The organism is Nonomuraea sp. NPDC059194, assembly GCF_042754765.1.
Taxonomy (GTDB): domain Bacteria; phylum Actinomycetota; class Actinomycetes; order Streptosporangiales; family Streptosporangiaceae; genus Nonomuraea.
The window spans coordinates 1-25,811 of sequence record NZ_JBHZBH010000058.1; the positions used below are offsets into that span (position 1 = coordinate 1).

Below are 25,811 nucleotides of genomic sequence, written 5' to 3' on the forward strand. Positions count from 1 at the left end.
ACGCCGCCGAGCCGATCGACTACGTCGACGTGGACTGGACCGCGGATCCGTGGACGGAAGGCGGCTACGGCGCCCACATGCCTCCCGGCGTCGTGGCCACATACGGCGAAGCGCTCCGTGCACCCGCAGGACGGATTCACTGGGCCGGCACTGAGACAGCAACCGAGTACATCGGGTACTTCGAGGGTGCGCTGCAGTCCGGCATTCGCGCTGCGCAGGAAGTCCTCAAGGCCGGATAACGGCCCTCCTCGAGAGACCTCGGCAACCGGGTGTCCCAGATGATCATCATCGTGGCATGGTAGCTGCGGCACGGACAACATCGCTCCACGTCGCAGGAGGGGCGCAGCGTGCACGTCGCACCGCGCTCTCTCCGGTCCCCTGAGGAATGGCCGGTGGGCGTCCCATTCAGCGTGCGCGATCGAGGAGCATGTGAGGGTAGCCCCGGTTGATCCGGTCGCCGAGGCATACATCGAGGCCATCGATGAACGTTTGAAGGTGTGTGATGGGGTGTCGGGACTATCCGTCCAGGATTGAACGCTAAGCACAAAACCCCAGTTCAGAGCCCGCCGATCGGGGCGGCGCTGTCGTTCAACACGGTGCTGAGCATCCCGTACGCCATCGAGCAGGTGCTTCCGCTGCTCAAGAAGTAGCGCGGGCCGTCCGCTTCCGGATCCGCGAAGATCATGCCGTGCCCCGACTCCACGACCTGATCTCCGCGGCCGGCTACACCACCGGCGAACCCGTCGCCGTCGGCCTCCAGTACGGCGACGCGCCCCCCATTCTCGCCACGCACGGCCCGCCCCTGACCGCGATGACCCTGACCTACGCGGCCTCCCTGTCCAAGCAGGTCACCGCGGCCTGCGCGGCCCTGCTGGCCCGGCGCGGCGACCTCGACCCGGGCTCCCCGCTGGCGCACTGGCTGCCGCACCTGCCGGCCTGGGCGCGAGCCGTACGGGTCAGGCACCTGCTGCACCACACGGCCGCCCTGCCCGCGGACGCCGACCTCGACGCGAGCGCCCACACCCCTGACCGCACCTCCGCGAGCGTCCTGCAGGCGCTCGCCCGCATCCCCGCCCTGACCCGCCGCCCCGGCACGGAGCACACCTACTCCAACGCCGGGTACGTCTGCCTGGCCGCCGTCGTGGAGCAGGTGGCCGGGACGCCGCTCCCGGCGTTCGCCCGCACCCACCTCTTCACCCCGCTGGGCCTGACCAGCACCCGCTTCTGGCCCGGCCCCGACCCGGCCCCGCCGGGCGCCGCTCCCTTGCACCCCCGGCACCCGGCGCCGCTGTCCCTCGGCGATGGCGGCCTCTGGACGACCCTCACCGACCTGCTGCGCTGGAGCCAGGCACTCAACGACGACGACCTGGCCCTCACCCCCATGCTGCAGACCCCAGGACGCCTCGACGACGGAACCCCGCTCGACTACGCCTGGGGCATGGCCGTCCGCACCCACGCCGGTCACACCGTCTACCGCCACGGCGGCGGCTGGATCGGCCTGCGCGCCCTGCAGGCCCGGATCCCCGAGCTGGGCCTGAGCGTGGCCCTCATCGCCACCCGCGACCACACCGAACGCCGGCTCCCCCTCATGGACAGCCTGCTCACCGCGTCCCTTCGAGGTGAGCTTTGAGGTGCCGGTTGCGGTCCAGGATCAGCCTGGTCAGGTAGCGGCGCAGGACGAGCAGCTCGGCGAGCGTGCCCAGCGGCCCGAGGGGCGCGGTGAAGTCGGCGCGAGCCGTCCCGAGGTCACGCCGGCGACGGCCCGCTCCCGCGAGGCGCTCATCGACGCGGTGTGCGCCTCCACCGACAGCGACGCGTCGAAGACGCGTTCCGGCGGCGCGTGGACCAGCGTGACGAGCTCGAAGCGCGACATGGCGCCGACCCTAGCCGCCCTCCCGCGGCCCGCGGCTCCCGGGGGCGGCGTGCCCGTGGGATGGCCGGGCGCCGGCCAGGGTGGTGAGGCCGGCCGTGACGGCGGTGGTGAGGTCGGCGACCATCTCGTCGTCGACGGGGAGCCGCAGGATGTAGATGGCGGCCGACAGCGAGCCGGCGATGAGCACGTGGGCCAGCACGGGATCGACGGGAGCGGCCAGTTCGCCCCGGTTCACGGCCCGGTCGATGATCTCGGCGAAATTGGCCTGCTCCGCGGCCAGGAAGGTGTTCTGGAACCGGGTCACCAGATCAGGATTCATCGCCAGCTCGTTCGCCAGGGCCGGCCCCAGGTATTGGGTCGCCGGGGCGGACAGCCGGACATGGAAGGTGCGGGCCAGCGCCAGCAGATCTCCGTGCAGCGAGCCGGTGTCGGCCAGGGGAGGAAGCTCCTGACCGTGCACGGAGGCGGCGAACGCCATCTCGGCCTTGGAGCCGTAGCGGCGATAGATCGCCGCCTTCCCGATGCCCGCACGGGCGGCGACCTGGTCGACCGTGAGGTCCGGGTACCCGACCTCCTCGATCAGCGCACGGGCCGTCTCCAGGATTTTGTGATCCACGCGACTGTCGCGGGGGCGTCCGCCCGCTTGCTTTTTCCCTGCCATGAACCCATGATACGAGACGCAAGTACCGATACTCTAGTTCCGTAACCAAGGTCGGAGAATCCCATGACCAAGTGGGCTGGCTGGATCATCGCGTTCGTCGGCGCCGCGCACACGATCGGCGCCCTGACCATAGAAAAGGCCGCACACCATGCGGGAGCGTGGTTCAGCGGGCAACTGTGGGGACAGGACCTGGCCGCGATGAGCCCGGCCAACAGCGCCTACTGGCTGAGCCTGAGCAGCTTCGGCCCACCCCTCCTGCTCGTCGGCCTGCTGGTGTTATGGCTGGAGCGCCGCGGCCTCGTCCCGCCCGTGTTCATCGCCTGGACGCTCGGCGCCCTCACGCTCATCGACGCCGTGGTCCTCGGACCCACACCCGGCCTGCTCATCCTGATCGCCGCCGCACTGCTGCTGGTCGCGGCTCGCCGCGCACGAATCCCGGAAGGTGCCCGATGAGACTGCCTCGCTCCGCCCACGCCGAGAGGCCGTGGCGCATCCACGAGTTCACCCCTGACTTCGACATCGAGGACGTGTGGTCCTACCGCACCCCCGGCGCCGGCCCGGACGACTTCCCCGTCATGCTCGACGCCCTGCGGGCCGTGTACGACCCGACGAGGGAGCCCGCTGCGGTGCGGTTGCTGTTCGCGTTGCGCTGGAAGCTCGGCGTGCTGTTCGGCTGGGACACCCCTTCGGCGGGCCTGGAGCGGGTGGGGTCGCTGCGCGAACGGCTTCCGCGCGACCTCGCCGAGACCGCCGAACGCGCCACCCCGGCCGCCGACCCGTTCAGCGAGGTCTACCTGCTGGACGACGAGGCCGCCCGTGAGCTCGCGAACAAGACCGTCCACACCATCATGCACCTGGGCTGGGTCCCGACGGGCAACGGCGAGTACGAACTGCGGCTGGCTGCGCTGGTCAAACCCAACGGCCTGTTCGGACGCCTGTACATGACCCTCATCGCCCCGTTCCGCTACTGGATCGTCTACCCGGCGCTGACCCGCCGCTGGGAACGCGCCTGGCGCGAACGCGAACACCTTCTGGCCACGGAGCGCCCCCATGCGTGAGCCACGAGCGATCATCGTGTGCGTGTCGGTCTCCCACGGCAACACCCAGCGCATCGCCGACGCCATGGGCGAGGTCCTCCAAGCGCGGGTCGTCACCCCCGAAGAGATCGATGCGGACGAACTCGCCACCTACGACCTGGTGGGATTCGGCTCCGGCGTCTTCGGCAGGGCCATCCACCCCCGGCTGCGCGACTTCATCCACGCGCTGCCCGTCCGGCGGCAGGGAACGGCCTTCGCCTTCATCACCAGCGGCTTCCCAGAACCGCCGTTCCGCTCCTGCCTCCGCGATCTGAACCGCCTCCTGGCACGGAAGGGCTTCGAGGTCACCAGCGCCTTCTCCTGCCGCGGGTTCGACACCTGGTTCCCGTTGAAGCTCGTCGGCGGCATCGGAAAGGGCCACCCCGACACCGCCGACCTGCAAAGCAGCGCGCGCTTTCGCAGAACAATTACGAGCCAGGTTCCGCCGGGACGAGCGCAGAAACTCTCACTGACCTGCGCCCCCGGGCGGCCTGACATAACGGAAGAAAAGGCGAGCGGTGACGGCCGCGATTCCCGCGATCGCGGCCGTCACCAGCCACACCATGAACGTCGGATACAAATAGCCGAGCTGGATCCACGCCGCGTCACGCCCCCGCGCCAGGAAACGATGAATCGGCGCGATCGTCACACACAAGCAACGGCAGCAGGTACGGCACCAGCCGCCACAGCCTCCGGCGGGCCGGCCGGCGACGCGCCCGGCCCAGACCACGGGCGGCCAGACCAATCGTCAGCAGGGTCAGCAGCACGAACAGCACATCGGTGCCGAAAGCCGCCCGGGACGGCTCCTGGGGCACCCGCCCTTCGAGAATGGCCACCGCCGCGCTCCCGGGTGCCGGGCACCAGCGCGAAGGTGCCGGCCAGGACCAGGAGCGCGATGGGGATGTTGACGAACATGATCCATCGCCAGCCCAGATACTCGGTGAGCGCGCCGCCCAGCAGCAGGCCGACAACCGAGCCCAGGCCGCCCATGGCGCCGTACACTCCGAGCCCCTTGTTGCGCTGCGGCCCGGCGGGGAAGGTGTCGGCGAGCAGGGACAGCGCGGCCGGGGCGACGATCGCGGCGCCGACGCCCTGCAGGACGCGGGCGGCGATCAGCACGGTCCCGTTGCCGGCCACGCCGCCCAGCAGGGAGGCGGCCAGGAAGACGACCAGCCCGGCGCGGAACAGCCTGCGCCGCCCGAACAGGTCGCCGGCGCGGCCACCCGCCAGCAGCAGGCCGGCGAAGGCGAGGGCGTAGGAGGTGAGGACCCAGTCCAGGTCCGCCTCGGCGATGTGCAGGCCGGCTCCGATGACGGGCAGGCCCACGGTCACGATGGTGCCGTCCATCACCATCAGCAGTTGCACGGCGGCGATCACCAGCAGTGCGAGGCCGCTTCTGTCAGGACGGGAGGTGGTGTGCGTACTCAGGGGGGCAGACCAAGTACGGGAGAAAGGGACAGTCGTCCACTCCCACCTCGGCGTCCACGGCGCCTACACCTTCGCCATGCCCGACCTCGCGCCCGGTGCCATCCGCGACCTACGCGACCCGAATGCCGCCGAGGACGACGAGATCTGACCAGCGTGGCGGAACAGAGGGTGGCAACGTGGGAGTCATGAAGGAGACACCGGACTTGGCCGCAGCGACCTACGAGGACCTGCTGCGCCAGACGGCCTGCCGGTAAGGCTGGCCCCACCAGCCGCCATCTGTGACATCCCCAAGGGTGATGCTCGGCCAAGAAGCTCGAGGGAGCTTGACCATACAAAGTGTGAGTGGTTTATTACTCACATGACGATGACGAGTTCGCGTCGGTTGTCGACGGCGGAGGAGCGACGCCACACCGTCCTGCGCACGGCGATCAAGGCTTTCGCGGCACGTGGTTACTACGGCACCACCACGACCGAGGTTGCCAAGGCCGCCGGCATCTCGCAGGCGTATCTGTACCGGCTCTTTCCCGACAAGGAGGCGCTGTTCGTCGCGGTCGTGGACTACTGCTCGGCGCGGATCCGCGAATGCCATGCCGAGGGTGCGGCGGCCGCCGCCACGGCCGAGCCGGCTGCGGTGCTGGCCGCGATGGCCGCCGCGTATACGGAGCTGATCGCCGATCGCGATCTGCTCATGGTGCTTCTGCATGCCACGTGCGCGAGCAGCGAGCCGGCGATTCGGGAGGCGGTGCGGGCGTGTTATGCCAAGCAGGTCGAGTATGTGCGTGCGGCCTCGGGTGCCTCCGATGAGCAGATCCGCCGGTTCTTCGGTGACGGCTTGCTGGCAAATGTTCTCGTCGGCGCCGACGCGGCCGCGCTGGATGCGCGGTGGGCGCGCACCTTGCTCGGCTGAGTCGTCATCGGGTCGCATGTGAGCGGCCCGTTTTCTTTTACCACAAGAGTGAGTGGTTAACCACTCACTCTTGTGCAGGAGGAAGGGATTTCATGCCTGGGTCCGGGAGATCACGGGGCGGTCTGATGCTGGCGTTGCTGGCCTTCGCCCAGTTCATCAGCGCCATCGACTACAACATCGTCTATGTGGCGCTGCCGGAGATCGGCCGCCAGATCGGGTTTTCCACGCAGACGCTGCAATGGGTGGTCAGTGCGTATGCCGTCGCGTTCGGCGGGTTCCTGCTCTTGGGCGGGCGGGCCGCCGATCTGCTGGGGCGACGCCGGATGTTCGCTGCCGCGCTGGCCCTGTACGGCATCGCGTCCCTGGTCGGCGGACTGGCGGCCTCCCCCGGTCTGCTGATCGCGGCCAGGGCCGTGCAGGGACTCGGCGGTGCCTTGCTGTTGCCGGCCACGCTGTCCCTGATCAATACCACGTTTGCCGAGGGGCCTGCGCGCAGCCGAGCCCTGGCGGTCTGGGGCGGCGCCGGGGGCGTGGGGCTTGCGCTCGGCTCTCTGCTGGGCGGTGTTCTCACCGATGCCCTCGGCTGGGAGTCGGTGTTCTTCGTCAACGTTCCGCTCGCTGCCGCCGCCGTTGTCGGGGCGTTTGTCCTGTTTCCCGTCGAACCTCGTGGTGACCGGCGCGGCGGTTTCGATCTTCCTGGCGCGCTCAGTGCCACGCTGGGGTCCACGCTGCTGGTTTTCGGGCTGGTTCAGGGGCCGGAGGCGGGATGGGGCAGCCCGATCATCGTGGGTACCTTGCTCACTTCAGTGGCGTTGCTTGGACTGTTCGTCGCGATCGAGGCTCGCTCCGCTGAGCCGCTGATGCCGCTGCGGCTGTTCACCAACCGCAGCCTCACCGCCGCCATGGCGGTCACGTTCATCTTCATGGGGACGTTCGGTGCGCAGTACTACATCCTGACTGTCTATCTCCAAGACCTACGTGGCTTCGACGCTCTGGCGACGGGCTTGGCGTTCCTGCCGGGGGGCCTCATGGCTTTGCTGGGTACCAAGGTGAGCGAACGGATGCTGATCCGGACAGGCACCCGCACCACGCTACTCACTGGCCTCGGGCTGGGGGCCGCCGGAATGATCGCATTCGGGCTGGCGATGTCCCCGCAGGGCGGCTATGCCGTACTCTTGCCCGGCATCGTCATGATCAGCCTCGGGCAGGGCATCGCTTGGACGGCCATGTTCGTGGCCGCCTCCACCGGCGTCGCACCGGAACGTCAAGGCATCGCCTCGGCGATGGCCTCCACCACCCAGCAGATCGGCAGCGCGGTCGGATTGGCCGTCCTGGTCGCCGTCATCAACACCGGCCCTGCTGGTGCCGCCACCACCGACGGACTCCGCACCGCCGGTTTGCTGGCGGCCGCGCTGACTCTCGTCGGTGCGGCGGTGGCCCTCACCCTGCGCAAGCCCAAAGCCTCAAGGCCAGCGCAACGGGTCGCTTCGACATCACCCGGTGACACACGCATCGGCAGCTGACAGAGGCGCGGGGGCACGTGGCACGCGAGCCAGTCCCGTACCTCCGCGCGGAAGGCCTCCTCGGCAGGGGTGAAGTCGAGATCCACTCACCCAACCTAGCGCACGCTTGGTTACTTGAGAAGCTCGACGACGCGCTCCGCCAGCGGGGCGGCGCTGGCCGGGTTCTGCCCCGTCACCAGGCGGCCGTCGACCACGACCTGCGGCTGCCAGTCGGGCGCGGGCTCGTGCGTGGCGCCCCTGGCGACCAGCGCGTCGGCCAGCAGGAACGGCACGGTGTCGGCCGCTCCCGCGGCGTTCTCCTCGGCGTTGGTGAAGGCCGCCACGCGCTTGCCCGACACCATCGGAGCGCCGTCGGACAGCGTCATGTTCACCAGCGCGGCAGGACCGTGGCAGACGGCGGCCACCACGCCGCCGTTCTCGTAGACCTCGCGGCCGATCCGGGCGACGCCGGGATCGTCGGGAAAGTCCCACATGGTGCCGTGGCCACCGGCGTACAGGACGGCGTCGAAGTCGCGACCGTCGAGGTCGGCCAGCCGGCCCGCCTCACGCAGCTCCTCGGAGTCGAGGAAGGCCGACTGCGCGGGGTCGGCGGGGTCGTAGCCGTCCTGCGGCGGCTGTCCGCCGAGAACGCTGGCCACCCGCACCTCGAACCCGGCCTCGCGGAAGGCGTGCCACGGATGGGCGGCCTCGGGGACGTAGTATCCGGTCTTTCGCATGCCCCCCAGGTCGTCGTGGCTGGTCAGGGCGATCAGAATGCGCTTGCTCATGGCATCGATGGTGCCGCTTCCGGCCATCAGCCACAAATAGCCGACAATCGCATCAGCCATCATAATACTGATATGTCGCTCTCGCTTGACCTGCTCAGGACCTTCCTCGCCGTGCACCGTACGGGCTCGATCACGGCCGCGGCGCAGACGCTCGGGCTGTCACAGCCCGCGGTGACCGCGCAGGTCAGAGCGCTCGAAACAGCGCTGGACCGGCCGTTGTTCGATCGGTTGCCGCGCGGCGTCGCGCCGACCGCCGCGGCCGACGAACTGGCCAGGCGGGTGGCCGGATCGCTCGACGCGCTGGCCGAGGTGGTGGGCTCGGAGCTGCCCGCAGGGCAGAGCGTGCACCTGGGCGGGCCTGCCGAGTTCGTGTGCGTGGAGGCGGTGCCCGTGCGCGCGCCGCTGGTGGCGGAGGGGCTGATGCTGCGCACCACCTTCGGGCTGACCGACGACCTGCTGGCCGAGCTGGCCGCGGGGCGACTCGACCTGGTGATCTCCACGGTACGGCCCCGCGTGCGCGGCGTGCAGGCCGAGGCGCTCTACGACGAGGAGTTCGTGCTGGTGGCGGCGCCGGGCGTGCCGATGGACGCGCCGATCATCGCCTACGCGGAGGACCTGCCGATCATCAGACGCTACTGGCGGACGGTCTTCGGGCGGCGGGCCAGCATGACGGCCCGGGCGATCATCCCCGACCTGCGCGGCGTGCTGGCCGCGGTGCGCGCGGGGGCGGGGATCTCGGTGCTGCCCGCCTACCTGTGCGCCGCCGACCTGGCGGAGGGACGGCTGGTCGCGCTGGCCGCGCCGGAGGTCCCGCCACTCAACACCGGCTACCTCGCGGTCCGCGCGGGCGGCCTGGCCAGACCCGCCGTGGCCATGGTGTACCGGCGGCTGCTGGAGGAGTTCCGCAGGCGGCTGGTCCCTACTCGGTGAGCCGGGCGGCGAAGGCGTCGAGTTCGGCGACGACCTCGGTGGAGATGCCGTGGCGGGGCAGGCGGGAGGCGACCGCCGTACCGAAGCCCGCCATCCTGACGGTGTCGTCGATGAACGCGTCGAGGTCCTCGGGCCACGGGAAGGACGGCTGGCTGATCAGCAGCGACGCGCAGCCGTGCGCCGCCGACCACAGCCCGAGGGCGAGCGTCTGCGGGTCGCCGCGCAGCACGCCCGCCGCCACACACGCCGAGACCGCCTCCACCATGTAGGCCCGGCGCTCGGGTCCGTGCGACCAAGTGCAAAGTAACTCTGAGTAGCGGCTGGAGGTGTGGAGGTGATGGCCTGGCCTCCGCATGTGTGTCTATGAGAGCACATGGTCGCGCGGTGGGATGGCTGTGTGTCCGCTCGCGCCGTGATCGTCAGGGCGAGCGGTCCGAGCGGGGTGTTCACGAATAGGTTCTACCTGCGTCGGAGGGAGTACTTCCTTGATCGCTTCCCGTGGGAGAAGTGATCGTTTCCCGAACCTTGCCGGGGCAGTTCTGCATGGGGCGACGGCTGCTACTCGGCGGCGGGCTGCTCATTGACCGCACGGGCGAGCGCGACGATCCGCTCCAGCGCCGCCGCGTGCCGCGCGAACGCCTCCCGGCCCTGCGGGGTGAGCCGCACGTACGTACGCCGCGCGCGCTTGTCCTGACTCTTGCGCACCATGATGTATCCGGCGCCGACCAGCGCGGAGATCTGCTTGGACAGGGCCGAGTCGCTGGTGCCGATCGAGTCCCGGAGGAAGCCGAAGTCCACCCAGTCGGCCGGCGCCAGCACCGCCACGATCGACAGCCTGGCCGGTACGTGCAGGAACTCGTCGAACTGCGTATCCATCAACCCTGCCCGCTCCCCTGCTGGACGAGCGACCTCATGACTGAGCGGTTGATGGGCGCGGCCGCGACATATGCGAGGGCCGCCAGGACGGCGCCGGCCATGGCCTGCGACATCAGACCATGCGCGGGCGCGTCGAGGAGCGCGAAGGCGAGGATCCGCCCGGCACCGAAGATCATGCAGACGCCGATCAGCACCGTGCTGTGGTACAGCACCTCCTGGGTGGTGGGCTGCCTCCGGACCGAGGCCCGATATTCGTAAATGATGCCCACTGCTACGTACAGGCCGAATCCGAGCGCGCAGCCGATGAGCTGCCACGGCGTTTCCAGATCGATCGAGGCGAAGCCGACAAAGAGGCCGAGTGCGACGATGATCACGCGGGGCATCGCGAAGCTACGGCGGACGATCTCGTTCCTGGTCGTGTCCTGGAGTCGGCGGATGTCATCAAGTGAGGACTGAGCGTCGTGCGGGTTCAAGAAGGCCACCTCCGTGGTCGGCATGACTACTTTCCTATGAGGAAAATAGCATGTACTTTCCCCTAAGGAAAGCCGTTGTATCCCCCGAGGCGCGCCGGTTGCGGCCATGCTGTGGAGGGTGTGAGCACCTGGGGATGGGTGTTCATCGGGCGTACACCTCCTGCTCGGTGGGGTGATGGTGGCTATCGGAGGCGGCGGCGGGCGGCGGGATCGCGGCTGGCCACGTGGTCGGCGACGGAGTCGACGCCGGGCCTGTCGTAGCGTTCCAGGGATCGGGCGGAGGCGTGCCTGGAACGGGCGAGCAGGGTGGGCGTGTTGGTGCCGTCTTCAGCTTCGTGGGTGAGGGCGGAGTGGCGGAGCTGGTGCAGTGTCCAGCCGCCGAGCAGCTCGAGTTCGGCTGCGTCGACGACCCTGGGATGCGCCAGCGTCCGGGTGAGGGCCTCGAACAGCTCGGCGGCGCGCCGGTAGGACAATCGTCCGCGTCCGGTGATCTTGCACACGTCTGTGGTCGGGGTGCGGGTGGGAGCTTTGCGGTCGGTGAGGAAGACGGGCCCGCGAGCGCGGCCCCTGAGGAGACGGGGCAGGAGCTGGGCAGTGCCCGATTGCCAGTGCACCCAGTCGGTCGCGCCGCCTTTGGACAGGACCCGGCCGCGTTTGTCGGCCGGCAGGAGGTCGGCGATGTCGAGGGTGAGGATCTCCTGCGCTCGGGCGCACGTCTCATACAGCATCTTCCAGAGGGTCTTCTCCCGGACGCTGACTTGGAGGTCGAACAGGGCGGCGAGCTGATCGCGGGACAGGGCCTTGGTCCGATCGGGCGGAGCGGGCCGTCGTTCGATGCCGAGGATCGGGTTGTCGGCGAGCCAGCCACGGTTGCGCCACCAGCCGATGGCTGCCTTCATGATCGACAGCTCGCGGTTGACGGTGTCGGCGTCCACGAGACGGGCCCGCTCAACGAAGGCGCCGGCCAGGAAGTCGGCGGTCGCCGGGTCGGCGAGTGTCGCGAACCGGGTCGCGGGCGCCTTGGCGCCGCGGCGGTCCTTGCCGAGAGGAGGCTGCTGTCCGCAGGCGAGCCAGGCCCACGTCGTCAACGAGATGCGGTAGATCCGCTTGGATGACTCGCCGATCCCGGCCGAGCGCAGATATGCCTCGACCGCGTCGCCGTACGTCTCGGGACGATCTTGGCCGAGGGGGATCACGTCGGCGGTGCCGGCACTCATCATCTCCCGCGCCTTCTACTCTGCCGCAGTAAATGCGTACACCTCGATCTTGATCACCGAACGAGGCGGTCCAGGTCAGTATGGCCGCGATCATGAGCGTGCCGCAGTAAATCCGGGGTTTACTGCGGGACCGTGTGACGGGGACGTCCGGCCTGATGGGGTGGGAAAGATCTATGCAGGGCCGCCAGGATCTCCTGGCGGCCGGCCGAGCGAGTCGATCCAGCGTTCCAGCCGGTCGCCTTCGCGGGTCATGAGCTCGGGGTCGCGGAAGGTGTTGGTGAGCAGCGAGATCCCCTGGTAGGCGGCGATCAGGGCGACCGCGAGGTCGCGGGAGTCGCTTCGGCCCATCGAACGGAACTGTTGCTCACTCCAGTCGATCAGGCCCTGCATGACCTTGGCCACGGTGCGGTCGAGACCATCGGCGCGTTTGTCGAGCTCCGAGGCCAGGGTTCCGGTGGGACAGCCGTACTGGGCGGCGAGGTCGCGTTGCTGCACCCAGCCGCCGATGAGCGTCTTCAGCCGGTCCTGCGGAGTGGGGAGCTCGTCGAGTGAAGCGATCATTTCCTGCAGGCCCTGCGCGTGCGCGCCGATGGCCGCCTCGACGAGGTCGTCCTTGGTCTTGAAGTAGTAGTAGACGTTGCCCACGGGGATGTCGGCCGCCTGTGCGATATCGGCGAGCGTTGTCTTCTCCACGCCCTGCTCATGCAGCATCCGCACTGCGGCGGCCGTCAGCCGCTCCCGTTTGCCCCGCTTCGTGATGACCGGGGCCCGATCGCTCTTCTTCAAGTCGGTCACCTAACTAACCATAGACAGCAACGGGTTCGGCTGGCTATGGTTGCGCTCCAGTTAGTCAACTAACTTGATCGGAGAAATCTCCCGGTATGACTGATCGCAATCGATGGGGAAAGTTCATGATCGTAGTAACGGGAGCCACCGGCAACGTTGGCCGACCGCTCGTGCAGGCACTCGCGGCAGCCGGCGAGCAGGTGACGGCGGTGTCCCGAGGAGTCTCGGGCGTGGCGGTGCCGGAGGGTGTCCAGTACCGCCAGGTGGACCTGGCCGCCCCTGAGAGCCTTCGGCCCGTTTTCGACGGCGCTGACGCGGTGTTCCTCCACGACGGCGGTGCCGGCGAGCACCTGCTGAGCCCCCAGGGCATCCTCGACGTCGCGAAAGCCGGTGGCGTTCGACGGGTCGTCCTGCTGTCCTCCCAGGGAGTCGCAACCCGACCGCAGTCGTCCTCCCATGGGCAAATGGGACGGTCCATCGAGGACGTCATCCGGCAGTCGGGCATGGACTGGACGATCCTGCGGCCCGGTGGCTTCGCCTCCAACGCCTTCGCGTGGGCCGAGACGATCCGCACGGGGCGCACGGCCGCCGCACCATTCGGGGATACCGGGCTGCCGTGGATCGACCCGGCCGACATCGGCGAGGTTGCCGCAGCAGCCCTGCGCGAGGACGGTCACGCCGGGCAGGTCTACGAGTTGACCGGGCCCGCCCTCAGCACGCCCCGGCAACGAGCAGAGGCGATCGGCGAGGCGATCGGCGAGCCGATCCGGTTCATCGAGCAGACCCGCGACGAGGCCCGCGCGCAGATGCTGCAGTTCATGCCCGAGCCCGTGGTCGAGACCACCCTCGACATCATCGGCAATCCCACCCCCGCTGAGCAGCGAATCAGCCCCGACGTCGAACAGGTCCTCGGCCGCACGCCCCGCACGTTCGCCGAATGGGCGATCCGCAACATCGCCGCCTTCAGATGACCCACCAGGGGTGACGTTCCGCCGTTTCCGCGCCCGTACCCGGCACCAGTGCAGGCGCGAAACGGTCATCACGTCCTCGGACGACACACCGAGAAGCAGCGTTCCTCCAACGCAGACAAAGCCCCCAGCTCAGATGGCGTTTGGCGACCGGTGTCACGTTGCCCACCCGAGTGCGTGGCTTGTCTCCTTTCGTCGGCTCTTGGGGGAATGTGCAAGCCGGGCACGGCTTGGGCCCAGCTGCCCCGCCCGGCCGGGGCCGACGGCACCAATGGCTGGGCGATCAAGCGGCCAGCTCGACGTCGGCGAAGTCGACCTCCTTCAGCAGGGGGTCGAACGGATCCGGCCGATGACGTAGCTCGTCGGTGGCGTACGCGCCGAAGCGGCTGATGTGGGCCCGCAGGTAGGGGGCGATCTGGCCGAGCTGGTCGGCGGTGATCTGCCAGCCCTCGGCGACCAGCTGCCGCACGATGTCGGAGATGTCCAGGGCGTTGTGGAAGACGACCAGGTTGGCCAGCAGCGTGTTGAACTTGATCAGTTTCTCCTGCTCTTCGGGGTCATTGTCGGCCAGCACCCCGCCGAAGCCGAGCCACTTGGAGAACCCGTTGTAGGACTCGACCTTGTTGGTCGCCGCGGTGACCCGCGCCCGTAGCGCCGGATCGGCCAGATACCGCAGCAGGGCGACGGTACGTACGCTGCGGCCGACCTCACGGAAGGCCTTGTAGATACGGTTCTTGCGGGAGTTGGACCGCAGCCGCCGCATCAGCGTGGCCGAGCTCAGCCGGCCCTCGCTGATGGAGATCGCCACCTGCATCAGGTCGATCCAGTGCTTGTCGATCAGCTTCCAGTCGATGACGTTGCGGCCGCTCTCGCCGAACAGCTGATCGATATGCGGGTAGGCGATCTTCCCCGAGGCGCGGAAGAAGATCAGGTCCTTGAAGTTGCGGATGCGCGGCATCAGGTCGAACCCGAACAACGTGGCCAGGGCGAAGACCGGAAAGTTCTGGCCCTGGGTATCGGCGTGCACCGTGGAGGGTTGGATGTCGGAGGTGTTGGCCAGCAGCCCCTCGATCAGGTGCACCGCCTCCCACACCCCGCACGGGATGAACCGGGAGAACAGCGCCACGTAGGTGTCGGAGATGTAGTGGTAGGCGATGCCGCCGAATCCTCCGTACCGAATGCTGGTCTCGGCCAGGAGATTATCGATGTAGGTGTCCACCTGGGTGCCGTCGGCGGCCACCGTGCTGCCATCCCCCCAGGCCTTGACCACATCCAGCTCCGCGAAGGCGTTGACCACATCCGCGATCGCGGCGTTCAGCTTCTTCAGGGTGATGTGCCGGTTGCGGACCATGGACAGCTCGCGGGCGGTGACGCCGGCGATGTGCTTGGCCGCCTCGTACGGGCCGATGTTGATGCCGCCGGTGAACACCGCCAGCGAGTACCGCCCCAGCTTGTCCTTGATCTTGGCGTCGGAGCCGGAGGCCGGACCGAAGTGGCGATACCAGGTGAGCCAGTGAGTGGTACGCGCCACGATCGACAGCAGCGAGCGTTCGGGCATGCGCCGCTCGATCTCGGCCGCCAGCCGTTCGGCCTCGGCATCGCTGCCCTTACCGCGGCGGCGCTTGAGGGTGGGCACACCACCCTCGTCGATGACCAGGTCGGCGTTGTCGAGGTAGCCGGCGTCCAGATGCGCGGCCGCGCTCAGATAGGCGTCCTTGAGGTGGGCGACAAAACCGGCAGGCGTATCGGGCAGCCCGACCTTCTCGCAGAACGCCGCCAGCCGTGGCCGGCACTCTTCCCAGGGCAGCAGGTGCGCGCTCCAGTCGGCGTACTCATTCGAGCCGAGCACGGCCACGTCCCCGGTGCGCAGTTCCTCGGCCAGATAGCAGAACACCATCGCCTCGAAGTGCCGGCGCGCCACCATGCCGGGCCGTCTGCGGTCGGTCACTGCGCGCCGCCAGTTGCCCGAGGCGAACGCGATGCCCGACTCCGGCTCATCCTCCTCCACCGGCGGCGGCAGCGGGATGAAGTCGCGCCGCTTGGGTGAGTGCTCCCGGGCGTGCGCCAGCGCGGCCAGCACCGAATCGTCGCTGGAGGTGGCCTTCAGCCGCAGCTTGCCCGTCAGCTCGAACAGCGCCGGCCGGTCCTTCTTGAAGAACCGGTACACCAGCAACTCGTGCGCGTCGCCGTGGAAGGCGGCGACCTCCTCGATGTCGGCCAGCTGGGCGGCGTACCCGCCGGCCTGCTCCACCGCGGCCCGCACCGACTGCACGCTGTGGGTCTGGACCACGAGCGCCGACAGCATCTTGCTCAGCGCCTGGACCTGCCCGGCGCCCGCCGCGCACGAGGTCACCGCCTCCATGGCCCGCGCCACCGCCTCCCGCCCGGCGGCCGAGGTCTCGCTGCCGGGGTCGAGACGTTCCAGCACTTGACGGTAGGTGCCGATCAGCCGCTCGCTGGTCGCGCGCTGTCGGGCGCGGATCTCCTCCAGCTCCGCCTTGGCCCGTTTGACATGGGAGGCCATGCGCTTGCACAGCATCTCGGCCAGGTCGTCGCGGGCCCGCATCTGGGCGGTGTGCGTCAGGCAGGCCAGCAACGCTACCTGTTTGACCGGGTCGTAGCGCGACAAGGTGTCGGCGTCCTGGGCGTCGGCCTCCCCCGCGAAGTCGGCGATCTTCGACGGGGCGATGCCGTCCAGCCACGCGTCGGTGTCGCCGAGCGCGTCCACCTGATCCAGCCATTTCACATGGTCACGGAACCGCGACCAGGTGGCCCGCTGGGCGGGCTTCTTGAGCCGGTTTAACGTCGATTTGCCGTCTGGCCCGACGACGAGCAGACCCTCCATCCGGGCCCGGCCGGCCTCGCCCATCCGCTCCAGGATCGTGGCGAAGATGGTGGCGTTCACCTCGGCGCGGATGCTCGTGCCCAGGTCCTCCAGCGTCGTGTACCCGAGCAGTTCCAGCCGGAGCCGGAGCAACTCCTCGATCGCCACGTTGATCAGATCCGCCGGGTTGTTCTTAGCCTGAGCCGCCTTCCGAATCGCCACCGCGGCGATCGCCCGGGCCCGGCCCGCGTCGTACTTCACGCCCTGACGCTGGCGCACCAGCTTGCGATGCGCCTTCGCACTGCCGGAGGAGCCATGGTCCGGCCAGACGTCCTCGGGCAGCTCCAGGCAGCGCCGAACGTGGTCGATCACCACCTCGGGAATCTCGTCCGGGGACGGAAACCGCGCCATCTTCTGGAAGCACTTCAACGCCAGCACCAGCGCGAAGCACGACTCCGGGCTGCCGGTCCGTTTTTCGGCCCAGTCCACCTCTTCCGGCGAGGGCGTGAAGAACACGTGCAGCACCCGCGCCGACGTCAGCCGCTTGAACTGCGGATAGGCGGTCCGCTCGATCCACGTCATCCCAAGGCCGTCCCTCGCCTCGATCCCGGCGTCCAGACGCCGAAACCGTAGCGACGATCAACTCCAACGGATGGCTTGTTCACCAAACCGCAATCAAACCCAAGCGGAGGGTCACATCATCCGTGGAATACCCTTCTGACCAGCCGTTCAGCAGCCCACTGTCCTTTTCTCCCGTACTTGGTCTGCCCCCCACTCATGTCAGGTCCTCAGGAGGTGGCGGCGCGGTAGACCGCGGCGGCGAGCCGGTCGTGTTCGGGGTAGGACCAGCCGAATCCGTAGCGGTGCCGCGTGTAGCCGAAGACGATGCCGTTGAGCGGGTCGGCGAAGGCTTCCGAGCCCGCCGAACCGTCGTGGCCGAACGCGTTCGCGCTCAGGAACGGGTAGCGCAGGCCCTTGGCCTGGAAGCCGACCGCGTAGTTGCCCTGGTCGCCGCGGACCAGGTCGGCGCCGACGGAGTGCAGCTGGGCGAACTCCCCGACGGTGTCCGGCTTGAGCAGCGGGGGCTGCCCGCCGATGCCCCAGACGGCCGCCGCGTACAGGCCGGCCAGGCCGCGCGCGCTGCCCACCCCGCCGGCCGACGCCTGGCCGTTCGCGCGGACCGTGCGGTCGTTGACGAAGGCCACCTGGTCCAGCGGGGGCGCGCTGTTGAGCCCGTAGCCGATCCCGAGGATGCTGTGCGGCCCGGGCAGGTTCGACCAGAACGCGGCCTCCTGCTCCGGCGTGGCCGTCCACCACTGGATCGGACGGAACCGGTCCTCCTCCGCCTCGGGCAGCCCCAGGTAGAGGTCCAGCCCGTACGGCGTCCGGATGCGCTCCTCGTAGACCTGCTGGAGTGACTGCCCGGTCACCCGCCTGATCACCTCGTTCACCACCGCGAACGTGACGAATCCGCCGTAGCCGTAGGCGGAGCCCGGCCTCCAGTACGGGCGCTGCGCGGCGAGGCGGCGGGCGATCACCGCGTCGTCGGCGAGCTCGGCCGCCGTCAGCCCGCCGTCGACGCCGATGACGCCGGAGCGGTGGGTGAGCACGTCCCGCAGCGTGATCGTGTCCTTGCCGGCGGCGGCGAACTCCGGCCAGTGCCGGGCCACGGGCTCGTCGAGGTCGAGAACCCCCTCCTGCACCAGCAACGCCGCCACCAGCGTCGCGGCGCCCTTCGTGGAGGAGTAGACGCCGGTCAGCGTGTCGCCGCTCACCTCGTTCCCGGCCCACAGGTCCACCACCTGCCGGCCGTGCGCGTAGGCGGTCAGCTGCGAGCCCACCTGGCCGTCCTGCTCGGCCACCGCCTCGGCGAACGCCTCACGCACCTGCTCGAAGCCGTCCGCCACCGTCCCGTGAATGTCCGTCCTGCTCATCGTCAGCAACCTTTCGTGAATGTTGGTCGCCGGCATGACGGATGGGGCGAGGAAAAGGTGACCGGTGAGTTGGCGGTCACCTTTCACTGGTTTGATGCGTCACCGGTATGACGTCTTGCCGATGGAGAGGAACCCGACCGTGACTCCCCACGACTTTCTGGCTGACCAGTTCGAGGGGCACCGCCCCCACCTGAGGGCGGTGGCCTACCGCATGCTCGGCTCGCTCACCGAGGCCGAGGACGCGGTCCAGGAGGCGTGGCTACGGCTGGCGCGCTCGGACTCCGGTGACATCGACAACCTCGGTGGCTGGCTGACCACCGTGGTCGGCCGGGTCTGCCTCGACATGCTCCGCGCCCGCAAGGCCCGGCGTGAGGAGTCGCTGGAGGACCGCCTGCCGGATCCGGTGATCAGCCGTGAGGACGTCACCGACCCGGAGCAGGAAGTGCTGCTGGCCGACTCGGTGGGGCTGGCGCTGCTGGTGGTGCTGGAGTCGCTGACCCCGGCCGAACGGCTGGCGTTCGTGTTGCACGACATGCGGGTGGTGGACGCGTTCCTGACCGCAGCGCGCGGCGGCGACTTCGACGCGCTGGTGTCCATCCTCGACCCCGACGTGGTGCTGCGCGCCGACGGCGGGGTGCTCACCAACGGCATGAAGGTCCTCCGCGGCGCCGCTGCCGTGGCCGGACAGGCAGCCACCTTCCAGCGCATGGCCACCAGCGCCGCCGCCCACCCGGCCCTCATCAACGGCCTCGCCGGCCTGGTCAACACCATCGACGACCAGCTGATCTCCGTCATGAGCTTTACCATCTCCGACGGCAGGATCGCCACGATCGACATCCTGTCCGACCCCGAGCGCCTGGCCCGCCTCGACCTGGCCGGCATGGAGTCATGACCTCTCACCGATGGTTCAGAGCCGACGTCCGCGAGCGTGGGGACCGACAGCTACCGCCCTCCGGCGGCACGCCCCTGCGGTGTACCGGCCTTCGGAGCGGGTGCACCCGGCTCATGGAGGCGTCGAGCAGGCGATCCGCCCGAGCGGCCGCTCGCCGAAGACGCCGAGCGTGTGGGGCAGACGGTGCGCGAGGAGATCATCCGCCTGCTCGCCGAGCACGAGGTCGACGAGGTCACGATCGAGCGCGCGCAGGAGCCGCCGCAGCGGTCACCCGGCGGCAAGTACCGCAGGGTGATCCCGCTGCCGTAGGCGTCAGAGGGTGGCCCGCAGTCTCGCCAGCTCGCCCGCGATCCCGTCGAGAGTCCAGTGCGCGTTGAGGCCGCTCGGGTTCGGCAGCACCCAGCACCTCGCCCCTCCCACGGCCTCCTCCTGCGGCCCGACCGCCGCCTTGGGCCTGGCGAACGCCGCCCGGTAGGCGGTCACCCCCAGCACCGCCAGCACCTTCGGCCGCACGAACTCGGCGAGCGCCGCCAGCCGCCGGCCGCCCTCCACGAGTTCCTGCTTGCTGAGCTCGGCCGCGGTCGCGCTGGGTCGGGCGACCACGTTGGTGATGCCCAGGCCGTACGAGGGCAGCAGATGCTGTTCGGCGGGGGCCAGCAGGCGCGGGGTGAAGCCCGACAGGTGCAGGGCGGGCCAGAAGCGGTTGCCGGGGCGGGCGAAGTGGTGGCCGGTCGCCGCCGACATCAGCCCCGGGTTGATGCCGCAGAACAGCACGTCGAGGGAGGGGCCGAGCACGTCGTCTATCACCCACGCAAACTACCTCGGGGTGGGGATGCTGATGCCCAGCATGCGCGCGCCGGTCTCCGTACGTGGGCGGTGCGAACTGCCCGGCGCGAACACGACATAGCTGCCCGGTCCGAGCCGCTGTCCCCGGTCGATGAACTCGCCTGAGATCACGTAATAGCGCTCCTCCCCCTCGTGCACGTCCACCTCGGGCCATTCGGTTCCTGGAGCGAAGTCGTACATCCAGCCGCGAGCATGCTCGGTGGCCGGCAGCCGCCGCCGGATGATGCCTGGGACGACCTCTACGGGTTCGACCTCGTCAACGTGAAGAATCTGAACGTCAGTCATGACCCCATCGTCGTGGCGGACGCGCACCTCCGCCCAGTGTCTGGATTGACGCCTTCAGGTACTTTCCTGTCATGAGTGTTCATCGGGTGGTCGCGCTGGTCCTGCCGCCGCAGTCCACGTTCGAGCTGGCGTGCGCCGCCGAGGTCTTCGGCGTGGCCCGTCCCGGCCTGCCCGCCCGGTACGCGTTCGGGGTGTGCGCCGAGCGTCCGGGAGCCGTGCCGACCCTGGCGGGCTACGACCTGGTGGCGAACGAGGGCCTCACCGCACTCGACGCCGCCGACACGGTGGTGATCCCCGGCTTGCAGCACCGCGAGGCACCGGCTCCGCCCGCCGTGATCGACGCGGTCGTGCGGGCACACCGACGCGGTGCCCGCGTCATCGCGATCTGCTCCGGCGCCTTCCTTCTCGCCGAGGCGGGGCTGCTGGACCAGCGCAGGGCGACCACCCACTGGCGGATGGCCGGCGAGCTCGCGGCACGCTTCCCCGACGTGCGGGTCGAGCCCGACACGCTGTACATCGACCTGGGCGACATCGCCACCAGCGCCGGCACCGCCGCCGGCCTCGACCTGTGCCTGCACCTGGCCCGCGCCGATCACGGCGCCGCCTACGCCGCGCACATCGCCAGGCACATGGTCATGCCGCCGCACCGCGAGGGCGGGCAACTGCAGTACACCACCACCGCGGCGGCCGCCGACCGCCCGCCGCCGTCGCTGGCCCCCGTCCTGGAGTGGGCCGCCGAACGGCTGCACGCCCCGCTCGCCGTCGACGATCTCGCCGCACAGGCCGCGATCTCGCCGCGGACACTGGCCCGCAGGTTCGCCGACCAGCTCGGCGTCAGCCCCGGCCGATGGCTGCTCCAGCAGCGCGTCGCGGCCGCCAGGGCACTGCTGGAGGAGACGGATCTCCCCGTCGAGACGATCGCGGTCAGGGTCGGGCTGTCGTCGGCCGCCAACCTGCGCAGACGCTTCCACTCCCTGGTGCACACCACCCCGGCCGCCTACCGGCGTTCCTTCGGCCGCCATGAAAACGGCCCAGGCGCCTGAACTACATCTGTGTCCGCGCGTACTCGTGTAGCGCGTCGCGGACGAACCTCGCCCCCGCCTCGTCGTCGTACATGGCGGCGAAGCGGGGGTCGTCGACGAACATGTCCCCGATGCCGTTCACCATCTCGATCGAGCGCTCCCGGTCGCCCTCAGCGGTGGGGGTACCCGGGATCTGACTCAGCCACCGGACGTGCCGGGCAGCCAGCGACTGAGCGTGTTCCGAGGTCGGAGAAACCCCGGCCTTCACTGCGGCAACCCATGCGGCGACGAGGTCCTCGGTGGCCTGCTTCCAGGCCCGCTGCTGGTCGAGGCTCTTGCCGTGCCACCAGTCGTTGCTCACCTGGAACGCGCGCTCGCCCCAACGTGAGATCACCTCGTCCTTGTAGAGGTCGTTGAACCCCGCCAACATGACGTCCATCCGCGGTTCCACCCCCGCCTGCAGCGCCTCGAGCGTGTGACGCACAGACCGGACCTGCCGGTCGATACGGTCACGTTCCTCTTCCAACGCGGCGATGTGGGCGCGGAGCCCGTCGAGCGCGTCCACCTCCTCGGCCAGGACCTCGGCGATGGCCGGCAAGCCCATGCCGAGCCGGCGCATGAGCAGGATCCGCTGTAGCCGGGCGACCGCCGTGGGGTCGTAGTAGCGGTACCCGTTCTCGCCGACCCGGGACGGGGCCAGGAGCCCGACCCGGTCGTAGTGACGCAGGGTCCGGCTGGTGATGCCGGCTCTCGCCGCGAGTTCCTGGATCGTCCACTCCATCGTTCCAGTGTTACCCGAGGCGGAGAGTGGTTGCGATGATCTCCGAGGCGTCGGCGTGCAGGGCTTGGGCCGCCGTCTGCCCGGTCTCCGCCAGGTAGGTGTCGACCAGCCGGTTGCCCGCAGCGTACCCCGCGCCCATCGGCAGTCCCACCGGGGTGACGCCGAGGTGCTCCGCGCCTGGGTCGCCGTGCACCCAGGCGGTGAAGTTCTGCATGCCTGTCACATCGAGCCCGGTGAGCACTTTGGCGAAGACCTCGTCGTCGTGCAGGTGCGGCACACCGATGCGGGCGGGGCCGAGCTCGTCGCCGTAGAGCTGGCGGGCGAAGGCGTCGGCCAGGCCCTCGCCGACGATGTGCTCGCCGACCGTGACGGTCATCGGGTCCCACACCACCCCGCCCGGACTCCACCGCAGGTTGTGATTGAGTTCGTGCACGGCGGTGGCCTCCAGCCGCTCCACGTTCTCGGGGAAGGGCCAGAACGTGATGGCGATGTTGCCCGAGATGCCGCCGAACCCGGTCAATCCTTTGCAGGGACCCATGAAGTGTTCGTCACCCGGATCGCCGAGGACGAACAGCACGGTGATGTCCGGGGCCTCCAGCCCCGGTGTCGCCTCCAGCAGTACGGCGAGAGCGTGGTCGAGCGCGCGTTGCATCCGCTCCCAGGCCCCGGCCGCTGCCAGGGTTTCGAGCGCCGCCAGGCAACGTTCCTCGTCGCGGTCGATGGGGAACCCGGACGATTGGAGGTGTACGGCTACCAGGTCGAGCTCGCCTGGGTGGTAGCGGTACATACCCTTGTTGGCCTCCAGCATCGAACGCAGCAGGTCAGCGCGGTCAGCGACCGGGGCCAGCAGGATCCGCCTCATGGCGGAGTAGGTGTCAAGAACAGTGATCGACATGGTCCCGATGCTAGAAGTTGACGCAGCGTCAATGTCAACCGCGGAAGACGATCGCGACGCCGAGGGCCGCATCGGCCGGGACGAAGATCTCACCCTTCGCGGTCCTGCCGAGCGCCACTCCCCTGTCGCGCAGGAACCGTTCGGTCGCGTCGGCGTCGCGCGTCGCCACCGTGTAGGCGACGAACCCCGGCAGGGCGGGCGCACGCTCGCCCGGCAGCAGCGATCCCAGGTCCGAGGCGCCCACCAGGGTGACCGCCGCGTCGCGTAGGTCGAACACTCTGGCCGCGCCTTCGCTTCGCGCGGCAATCCCGAGGTAGCGGCTGTAGCGCGCCTCCGTCTCCGGCATCTGCGCGTCGTCCACGCACAACACGCACTCGACGAGACCCACGGCTCCGTTGGGGTGCGCGCCGGGTTCGGAGGCCGCGTTCTCGGCCAGCCCCACGCGTCCTTCGGCCACCGAACCCGGCGCCGTCCCGTCGATCTCGAGGAAGCGGACCGGCTCCATCCTGGTGCCCTGCGGGGTCTCGACCGGACGCTGGACGGCGTGCACGCCGCCGTGCCCCACACCCTCGGCGGCCAGCCGCTCGGCGTCGCTTCCGACGTCGTCGGTGTCGAGCATGAGGATGTGCATGCCCTCGAACCGGTTGAGACAGGCGGCCATGTTCGCGGTGGTGTCGCGGATCGCCGCCACGATCGCCGGCAGCCGGTCGTCGGGAACCCGCAGCGGTATGGGGCGGGCGTCGACCGGCATCCGGCCGGTCGCCTCGCCGCCCACAAGCGTCACCAGCTCGATGAAGTTGCCGGGAAAGTAGGCGTGGGTGTTGGCCACCCCGAACGGCTCGGCGGGCGCGCCGGGCGTCGGCGGCAGGACGGGGTAGGCCGCCGGTGGCAGGGTGAAGCCGAGCATGCCGTACCGCTCGACCGCCTTGCTCATGTCCCTGACGACATGCCCGACGTGATGCAGGCCGAGAACTGTCATGCGTCGCCTCCGTAGGCTGCTTGCCGGTAGTCGCGGCCGAGCCGCTCGAAGATCGCGATCACCCGGTCCGCGGCCGGCGCGCAGTCGGCTCCGGTGGGCGGCTGCGCCGGCCCGAACGTCCTGTGCAGGGTGTCGGCCAGGTGGTCGGCCTGGTCCTGCAGCGCGAGCGTGACCTGCGGGGGCAGGAACGGCTCGATGGCGAAGAACCCGTAGACGATCGTGGGCAGCCAATAGTCGAGGTCCTCGGGCCGCAGGCCCTCGCGCAGCAGCCCGTGCTCGGCCAGCACGCCCAGGTACTCGCGCGAGGCCAGCAGTTTGGCGCTCTCCAGCGGCTGGCGGGCGGGGCTGTCGAGGAAGGCACCCATGGTGTCGGCGTCCCTGGTGAAGATGGCCCGCAGCACGGGCCGCTCCATCGCCGCCACGAAGAACCTGCGCATATAGCGGTGCAGGGCGATCTCGGCGGGGTCGGCGCGCATCGCGGCGACCACCTCGCCGATCATCGCCACCGCCTCCCTGGCCCCGACCGCGAGGAAGAGCTGTTCGCGGGAGCGCCAGTGCAGGTAGACCGTGCCCTTGCCGACACCGGCGCGCTTGGCGATCTCGTCGATCGCCGCCCGCCGGTAGCCCCAGCGCAGGAGCAGGTCCTTGGCGGCATCGAGGATGCGGTCGGCGCGCGCGATCCGATCGGCTGCGCTCATCGGCTCGGCCATGACGCTCCCGTCGCTATGACTGGTGACTCATGACCAAATTAGCACATTGGTCATGAGGCGACGGCGTGGCAGGCGCCGCGGCCTTCGGCGCGGGCGACGACGCGTCCCCCTTCGACCCGGAGGGCGACCTCGGTCATCTCGCCGATCTCGGACACCCCCGCCGCCGTGGCGAAGGCACCCGACTCGTCGTACACCACCCGCAGCCGCGGCCACGCCGACGGCGCGAACGCCTGGCGCAGGCAACCGGCCACCTCGGCGACGGTGAGCCGCGCCAGCGGCAGCAGCTCGGCGGGATCGCCGGTGACCAGGACGGCGGTGACCGCGGCCCCCGGCGGCAGTGCCCGCACCGCCTCCTCGGCGGCTTCCAGCCGATGCAGGCCGAGCACCGCCACCACCCCGTCGTCGGCGAGGCGCACGGGCTCGCCGCGCAGCGCGTCGATCGCGTGCGGCGGCGCCCACTGCTCGTCGGCGGGCCGTGCCGCGGGGATGTAGGCAAGGTGCGGGGGCGGCCACCGGTCGTCGAGGTCGAGCGCGGCCAGCCGTTCACAGGCACTGACGATGTTGAACGGCTCGACGAAACCGGGCGCGGCGGCGGCCAGCTGGCTCGCCCCCTGCAGCGTCGTGAGGACGGCCTCGGCCACCCGCACCATTCGCCTGCCGTCGTCCGGCGGATCCAGCCGTTCGAGCGCGAGCCCCAGCATGATCGCGTCGAATCGCATCAGCTGGGCGAACGCCGCCCTGGTGCGCTCGTCGGCGATCACCTCCGGCAGCACGTCCATGCCGAGCCTGGCCTGGCCGCGCGCCTCGTCAACGGTCGTGACAGGGGTGGCCAGCGGGAGTCTGGCGACCCAGGCGCGAGCGAAGGCGCGCACTGCCTCGCCTGCCGTACGGCCGGGCTCCGGATACGGCGGCTCGGGCGCGCGTTCGGCCAGGTCGGCCAGGACGGCGAAGTAGAGCGCCCGTTTGCCGGGGAAGTTGGAGTAGACCGCACCACGGGTCAGCTCGGCCCGTTCGGCGATGCCGTCGACCTTGGCCTCGCGATAGCCGCGCTCGGCGAACTCGTCCCTGGCCGCGGCCAGCACCTTGGCGCGGTTGCGTTCCTGCGTCTGTGCCCTGCTGAGCCGGCCCATCGTCCTCCTCGTCGGCGTTTGCCGTCCC

Annotated in this window: 31 protein-coding genes and 1 pseudogene; 13 read left to right on the plus strand and 19 right to left on the minus strand. The window is 69.7% G+C overall.

The genetic code is table 11. The features are described 5' to 3' along the window. A partial coding sequence (locus tag ACFXJ8_RS40240; protein WP_379650245.1) for an FAD-dependent oxidoreductase occupies positions 1–239 on the plus strand: 239 nt, incomplete at its 5' end. A 449-nt stretch (positions 240–688) separates the two neighbouring features. Next, entirely contained in the window at positions 689–1,630 is a 942-nt protein-coding gene (locus ACFXJ8_RS40245; protein WP_379650247.1) for a serine hydrolase domain-containing protein, read from the plus strand. Positions 1,631–1,660: 30 nt separating this feature from the next. Here ACFXJ8_RS40245 and ACFXJ8_RS40250 read toward each other — a convergent pair whose 3' ends face one another. Then, a complete protein-coding gene (locus ACFXJ8_RS40250) occupies positions 1,661–1,873 on the minus strand; it encodes a hypothetical protein (RefSeq protein WP_379650248.1) in 213 nt (70 codons plus the stop codon). 10 nt (positions 1,874–1,883) lie between these two features. Beyond that, positions 1,884–2,489, minus strand: a complete 606-nt coding sequence (locus tag ACFXJ8_RS40255; protein ID WP_379650249.1) for a TetR/AcrR family transcriptional regulator — start codon at positions 2,487–2,489, stop codon at positions 1,884–1,886. A 108-nt stretch (positions 2,490–2,597) separates the two neighbouring features. On the opposite strand from ACFXJ8_RS40255, the gene ACFXJ8_RS40260 reads away from it, so the two are divergent. From ACFXJ8_RS40260 to ACFXJ8_RS40270, 3 genes and pseudogenes are all read left to right on the plus strand, one after another. Continuing rightward, on the plus strand, positions 2,598–2,987 hold the full coding sequence (locus ACFXJ8_RS40260) for a DUF6463 family protein (protein ID WP_379650251.1): 390 nt from the start codon (positions 2,598–2,600) through the stop codon (positions 2,985–2,987). Then, on the plus strand, positions 2,984–3,592 hold the full coding sequence (locus ACFXJ8_RS40265; RefSeq protein WP_379650253.1) for a DUF2867 domain-containing protein: 609 nt from the start codon (positions 2,984–2,986) through the stop codon (positions 3,590–3,592). The genes ACFXJ8_RS40260 and ACFXJ8_RS40265 overlap by 4 nt, the downstream gene beginning before the upstream one ends. A 64-nt stretch (positions 3,593–3,656) precedes the next feature. Further along, positions 3,657–3,737, plus strand: a pseudogene (locus ACFXJ8_RS40270) (hypothetical protein); the annotation flags it as partial. Between the two features lie 339 nt (positions 3,738–4,076). On the opposite strand, the gene ACFXJ8_RS40275 reads toward ACFXJ8_RS40270, so the two are convergent. Both ACFXJ8_RS40275 and ACFXJ8_RS40280 read right to left on the minus strand, forming a co-directional pair. After that, positions 4,077–4,259, minus strand: coding sequence for a hypothetical protein (locus ACFXJ8_RS40275; protein ID WP_379650255.1), 183 nt, complete (start codon positions 4,257–4,259; stop codon positions 4,077–4,079). Further along, positions 4,256–4,987 (minus strand): MFS transporter, encoded by a 732-nt coding sequence (locus tag ACFXJ8_RS40280; protein WP_379650257.1) that lies wholly within the window; start codon positions 4,985–4,987, stop codon positions 4,256–4,258. Before ACFXJ8_RS40280 ends, ACFXJ8_RS40275 begins: the two co-directional genes overlap by 4 nt. Before the next feature lie 34 nt (positions 4,988–5,021). Between ACFXJ8_RS40280 and ACFXJ8_RS40285 the strand changes: the two genes are divergently transcribed. From ACFXJ8_RS40285 to ACFXJ8_RS40295, 3 genes are all read left to right on the plus strand, one after another. Then, complete coding sequence (locus ACFXJ8_RS40285) at positions 5,022–5,186, plus strand: hypothetical protein (protein WP_379650258.1); 165 nt, start codon at positions 5,022–5,024, stop codon at positions 5,184–5,186. Between the two features lie 210 nt (positions 5,187–5,396). After that, a complete protein-coding gene (locus ACFXJ8_RS40290; RefSeq protein ID WP_379650260.1) occupies positions 5,397–5,945 on the plus strand; it encodes a TetR/AcrR family transcriptional regulator in 549 nt (182 codons plus the stop codon). 125 nt (positions 5,946–6,070) lie between these two features. Next, complete coding sequence (locus ACFXJ8_RS40295; protein ID WP_379650262.1) at positions 6,071–7,468, plus strand: MFS transporter; 1,398 nt, start codon at positions 6,071–6,073, stop codon at positions 7,466–7,468. Positions 7,469–7,578: 110 nt separating this feature from the next. Here the strand turns inward: ACFXJ8_RS40295 and ACFXJ8_RS40300 are convergent, their stop codons facing one another. Further along, entirely contained in the window at positions 7,579–8,235 is a 657-nt protein-coding gene (locus ACFXJ8_RS40300; protein ID WP_379650264.1) for a type 1 glutamine amidotransferase domain-containing protein, read from the minus strand. Positions 8,236–8,307: 72 nt separating this feature from the next. Here ACFXJ8_RS40300 and ACFXJ8_RS40305 point away from each other — a divergent pair, with 72 nt between their 5' ends. Then, a complete protein-coding gene (locus ACFXJ8_RS40305) occupies positions 8,308–9,165 on the plus strand; it encodes a LysR family transcriptional regulator (RefSeq protein ID WP_379650265.1) in 858 nt (285 codons plus the stop codon). Here the strand turns inward: ACFXJ8_RS40305 and ACFXJ8_RS40310 are convergent. From ACFXJ8_RS40310 to ACFXJ8_RS40330, 5 genes are all read right to left on the minus strand, one after another. After that, the gene (locus ACFXJ8_RS40310) at positions 9,155–9,430 is read right to left on the minus strand and encodes a TetR-like C-terminal domain-containing protein (RefSeq protein ID WP_379650267.1); all 276 of its coding nucleotides are present in this window, start codon (positions 9,428–9,430) and stop codon (positions 9,155–9,157) included. The two genes, ACFXJ8_RS40305 and ACFXJ8_RS40310, sit on opposite strands and share 11 nt — an antisense overlap. Before the next feature lie 293 nt (positions 9,431–9,723). Continuing rightward, entirely contained in the window at positions 9,724–10,041 is a 318-nt protein-coding gene (locus ACFXJ8_RS40315; RefSeq protein WP_379650269.1) for a winged helix-turn-helix domain-containing protein, read from the minus strand. Further along, on the minus strand, positions 10,041–10,538 hold the full coding sequence (locus ACFXJ8_RS40320; protein ID WP_379650271.1) for a hypothetical protein: 498 nt from the start codon (positions 10,536–10,538) through the stop codon (positions 10,041–10,043). Before ACFXJ8_RS40320 ends, ACFXJ8_RS40315 begins: the two co-directional genes overlap by 1 nt. A 158-nt stretch (positions 10,539–10,696) precedes the next feature. Then, complete coding sequence (locus ACFXJ8_RS40325; RefSeq protein WP_379650273.1) at positions 10,697–11,734, minus strand: tyrosine-type recombinase/integrase; 1,038 nt, start codon at positions 11,732–11,734, stop codon at positions 10,697–10,699. 168 nt (positions 11,735–11,902) lie between these two features. Continuing rightward, on the minus strand, positions 11,903–12,526 hold the full coding sequence (locus ACFXJ8_RS40330; protein ID WP_379650275.1) for a TetR/AcrR family transcriptional regulator: 624 nt from the start codon (positions 12,524–12,526) through the stop codon (positions 11,903–11,905). Between the two features lie 116 nt (positions 12,527–12,642). Here ACFXJ8_RS40330 and ACFXJ8_RS40335 point away from each other — a divergent pair, with 116 nt between their 5' ends. Then, positions 12,643–13,488, plus strand: coding sequence for an NAD(P)H-binding protein (locus ACFXJ8_RS40335; RefSeq protein WP_379650277.1), 846 nt, complete (start codon positions 12,643–12,645; stop codon positions 13,486–13,488). Between the two features lie 280 nt (positions 13,489–13,768). Here the strand turns inward: ACFXJ8_RS40335 and ACFXJ8_RS40340 are convergent, their stop codons facing one another. Both ACFXJ8_RS40340 and ACFXJ8_RS40345 read right to left on the minus strand, forming a co-directional pair. Further along, positions 13,769–16,891: a Tn3 family transposase gene (locus ACFXJ8_RS40340; protein WP_379650279.1), complete on the minus strand. Its 3,123-nt coding sequence runs from the start codon at positions 16,889–16,891 to the stop codon at positions 13,769–13,771. 206 nt (positions 16,892–17,097) lie between these two features. Next, positions 17,098–18,243, minus strand: coding sequence for a serine hydrolase domain-containing protein (locus tag ACFXJ8_RS40345; protein WP_379650281.1), 1,146 nt, complete (start codon positions 18,241–18,243; stop codon positions 17,098–17,100). A gap of 139 nt (positions 18,244–18,382) precedes the next feature. Between ACFXJ8_RS40345 and ACFXJ8_RS40350 the strand changes: the two genes are divergently transcribed. Together ACFXJ8_RS40350 and ACFXJ8_RS40355 are read left to right on the plus strand one after the other, a co-directional pair. Then, positions 18,383–19,135 (plus strand): sigma-70 family RNA polymerase sigma factor, encoded by a 753-nt coding sequence (locus ACFXJ8_RS40350; protein WP_379650283.1) that lies wholly within the window; start codon positions 18,383–18,385, stop codon positions 19,133–19,135. 183 nt (positions 19,136–19,318) lie between these two features. Beyond that, positions 19,319–19,444: a hypothetical protein gene (locus tag ACFXJ8_RS40355; RefSeq protein WP_379650285.1), complete on the plus strand. Its 126-nt coding sequence runs from the start codon at positions 19,319–19,321 to the stop codon at positions 19,442–19,444. A 3-nt stretch (positions 19,445–19,447) separates the two neighbouring features. Here the strand turns inward: ACFXJ8_RS40355 and mug are convergent, their stop codons facing one another. Both mug and ACFXJ8_RS40365 read right to left on the minus strand, forming a co-directional pair. Further along, a complete protein-coding gene (gene mug / locus ACFXJ8_RS40360) occupies positions 19,448–19,942 on the minus strand; it encodes a G/U mismatch-specific DNA glycosylase (protein ID WP_379650287.1) in 495 nt (164 codons plus the stop codon). A 9-nt stretch (positions 19,943–19,951) separates the two neighbouring features. Next, on the minus strand, positions 19,952–20,266 hold the full coding sequence (locus ACFXJ8_RS40365; protein WP_379650289.1) for a cupin domain-containing protein: 315 nt from the start codon (positions 20,264–20,266) through the stop codon (positions 19,952–19,954). A 71-nt stretch (positions 20,267–20,337) separates the two neighbouring features. Here ACFXJ8_RS40365 and ACFXJ8_RS40370 point away from each other — a divergent pair, with 71 nt between their 5' ends. Continuing rightward, positions 20,338–21,309 carry a helix-turn-helix domain-containing protein gene (locus ACFXJ8_RS40370; RefSeq protein WP_379650291.1) on the plus strand — a complete coding sequence of 324 codons (972 nt, stop codon included), beginning with the start codon at positions 20,338–20,340 and terminating at the stop codon, positions 21,307–21,309. 1 nt (position 21,310) lies between these two features. Here the strand turns inward: ACFXJ8_RS40370 and ACFXJ8_RS40375 are convergent, their stop codons facing one another. The 5 genes from ACFXJ8_RS40375 to ACFXJ8_RS40395 form a co-directional block, all read right to left on the minus strand. Next, positions 21,311–22,069 carry a MerR family transcriptional regulator gene (locus ACFXJ8_RS40375; RefSeq protein WP_379650293.1) on the minus strand — a complete coding sequence of 253 codons (759 nt, stop codon included), beginning with the start codon at positions 22,067–22,069 and terminating at the stop codon, positions 21,311–21,313. 10 nt (positions 22,070–22,079) lie between these two features. Continuing rightward, complete coding sequence (locus ACFXJ8_RS40380; protein WP_379650295.1) at positions 22,080–22,964, minus strand: DUF2268 domain-containing protein; 885 nt, start codon at positions 22,962–22,964, stop codon at positions 22,080–22,082. 34 nt (positions 22,965–22,998) lie between these two features. After that, positions 22,999–23,943, minus strand: a complete 945-nt coding sequence (locus ACFXJ8_RS40385) for a VOC family protein (protein WP_379650297.1) — start codon at positions 23,941–23,943, stop codon at positions 22,999–23,001. Then, complete coding sequence (locus ACFXJ8_RS40390) at positions 23,940–24,641, minus strand: TetR/AcrR family transcriptional regulator (protein WP_379650299.1); 702 nt, start codon at positions 24,639–24,641, stop codon at positions 23,940–23,942. The genes ACFXJ8_RS40385 and ACFXJ8_RS40390 overlap by 4 nt, the downstream gene beginning before the upstream one ends. Before the next feature lie 62 nt (positions 24,642–24,703). Further along, the gene (locus ACFXJ8_RS40395; protein ID WP_379650301.1) at positions 24,704–25,783 is read right to left on the minus strand and encodes a TetR/AcrR family transcriptional regulator; all 1,080 of its coding nucleotides are present in this window, start codon (positions 25,781–25,783) and stop codon (positions 24,704–24,706) included. Positions 25,784–25,811 lie beyond the last annotated feature (28 nt).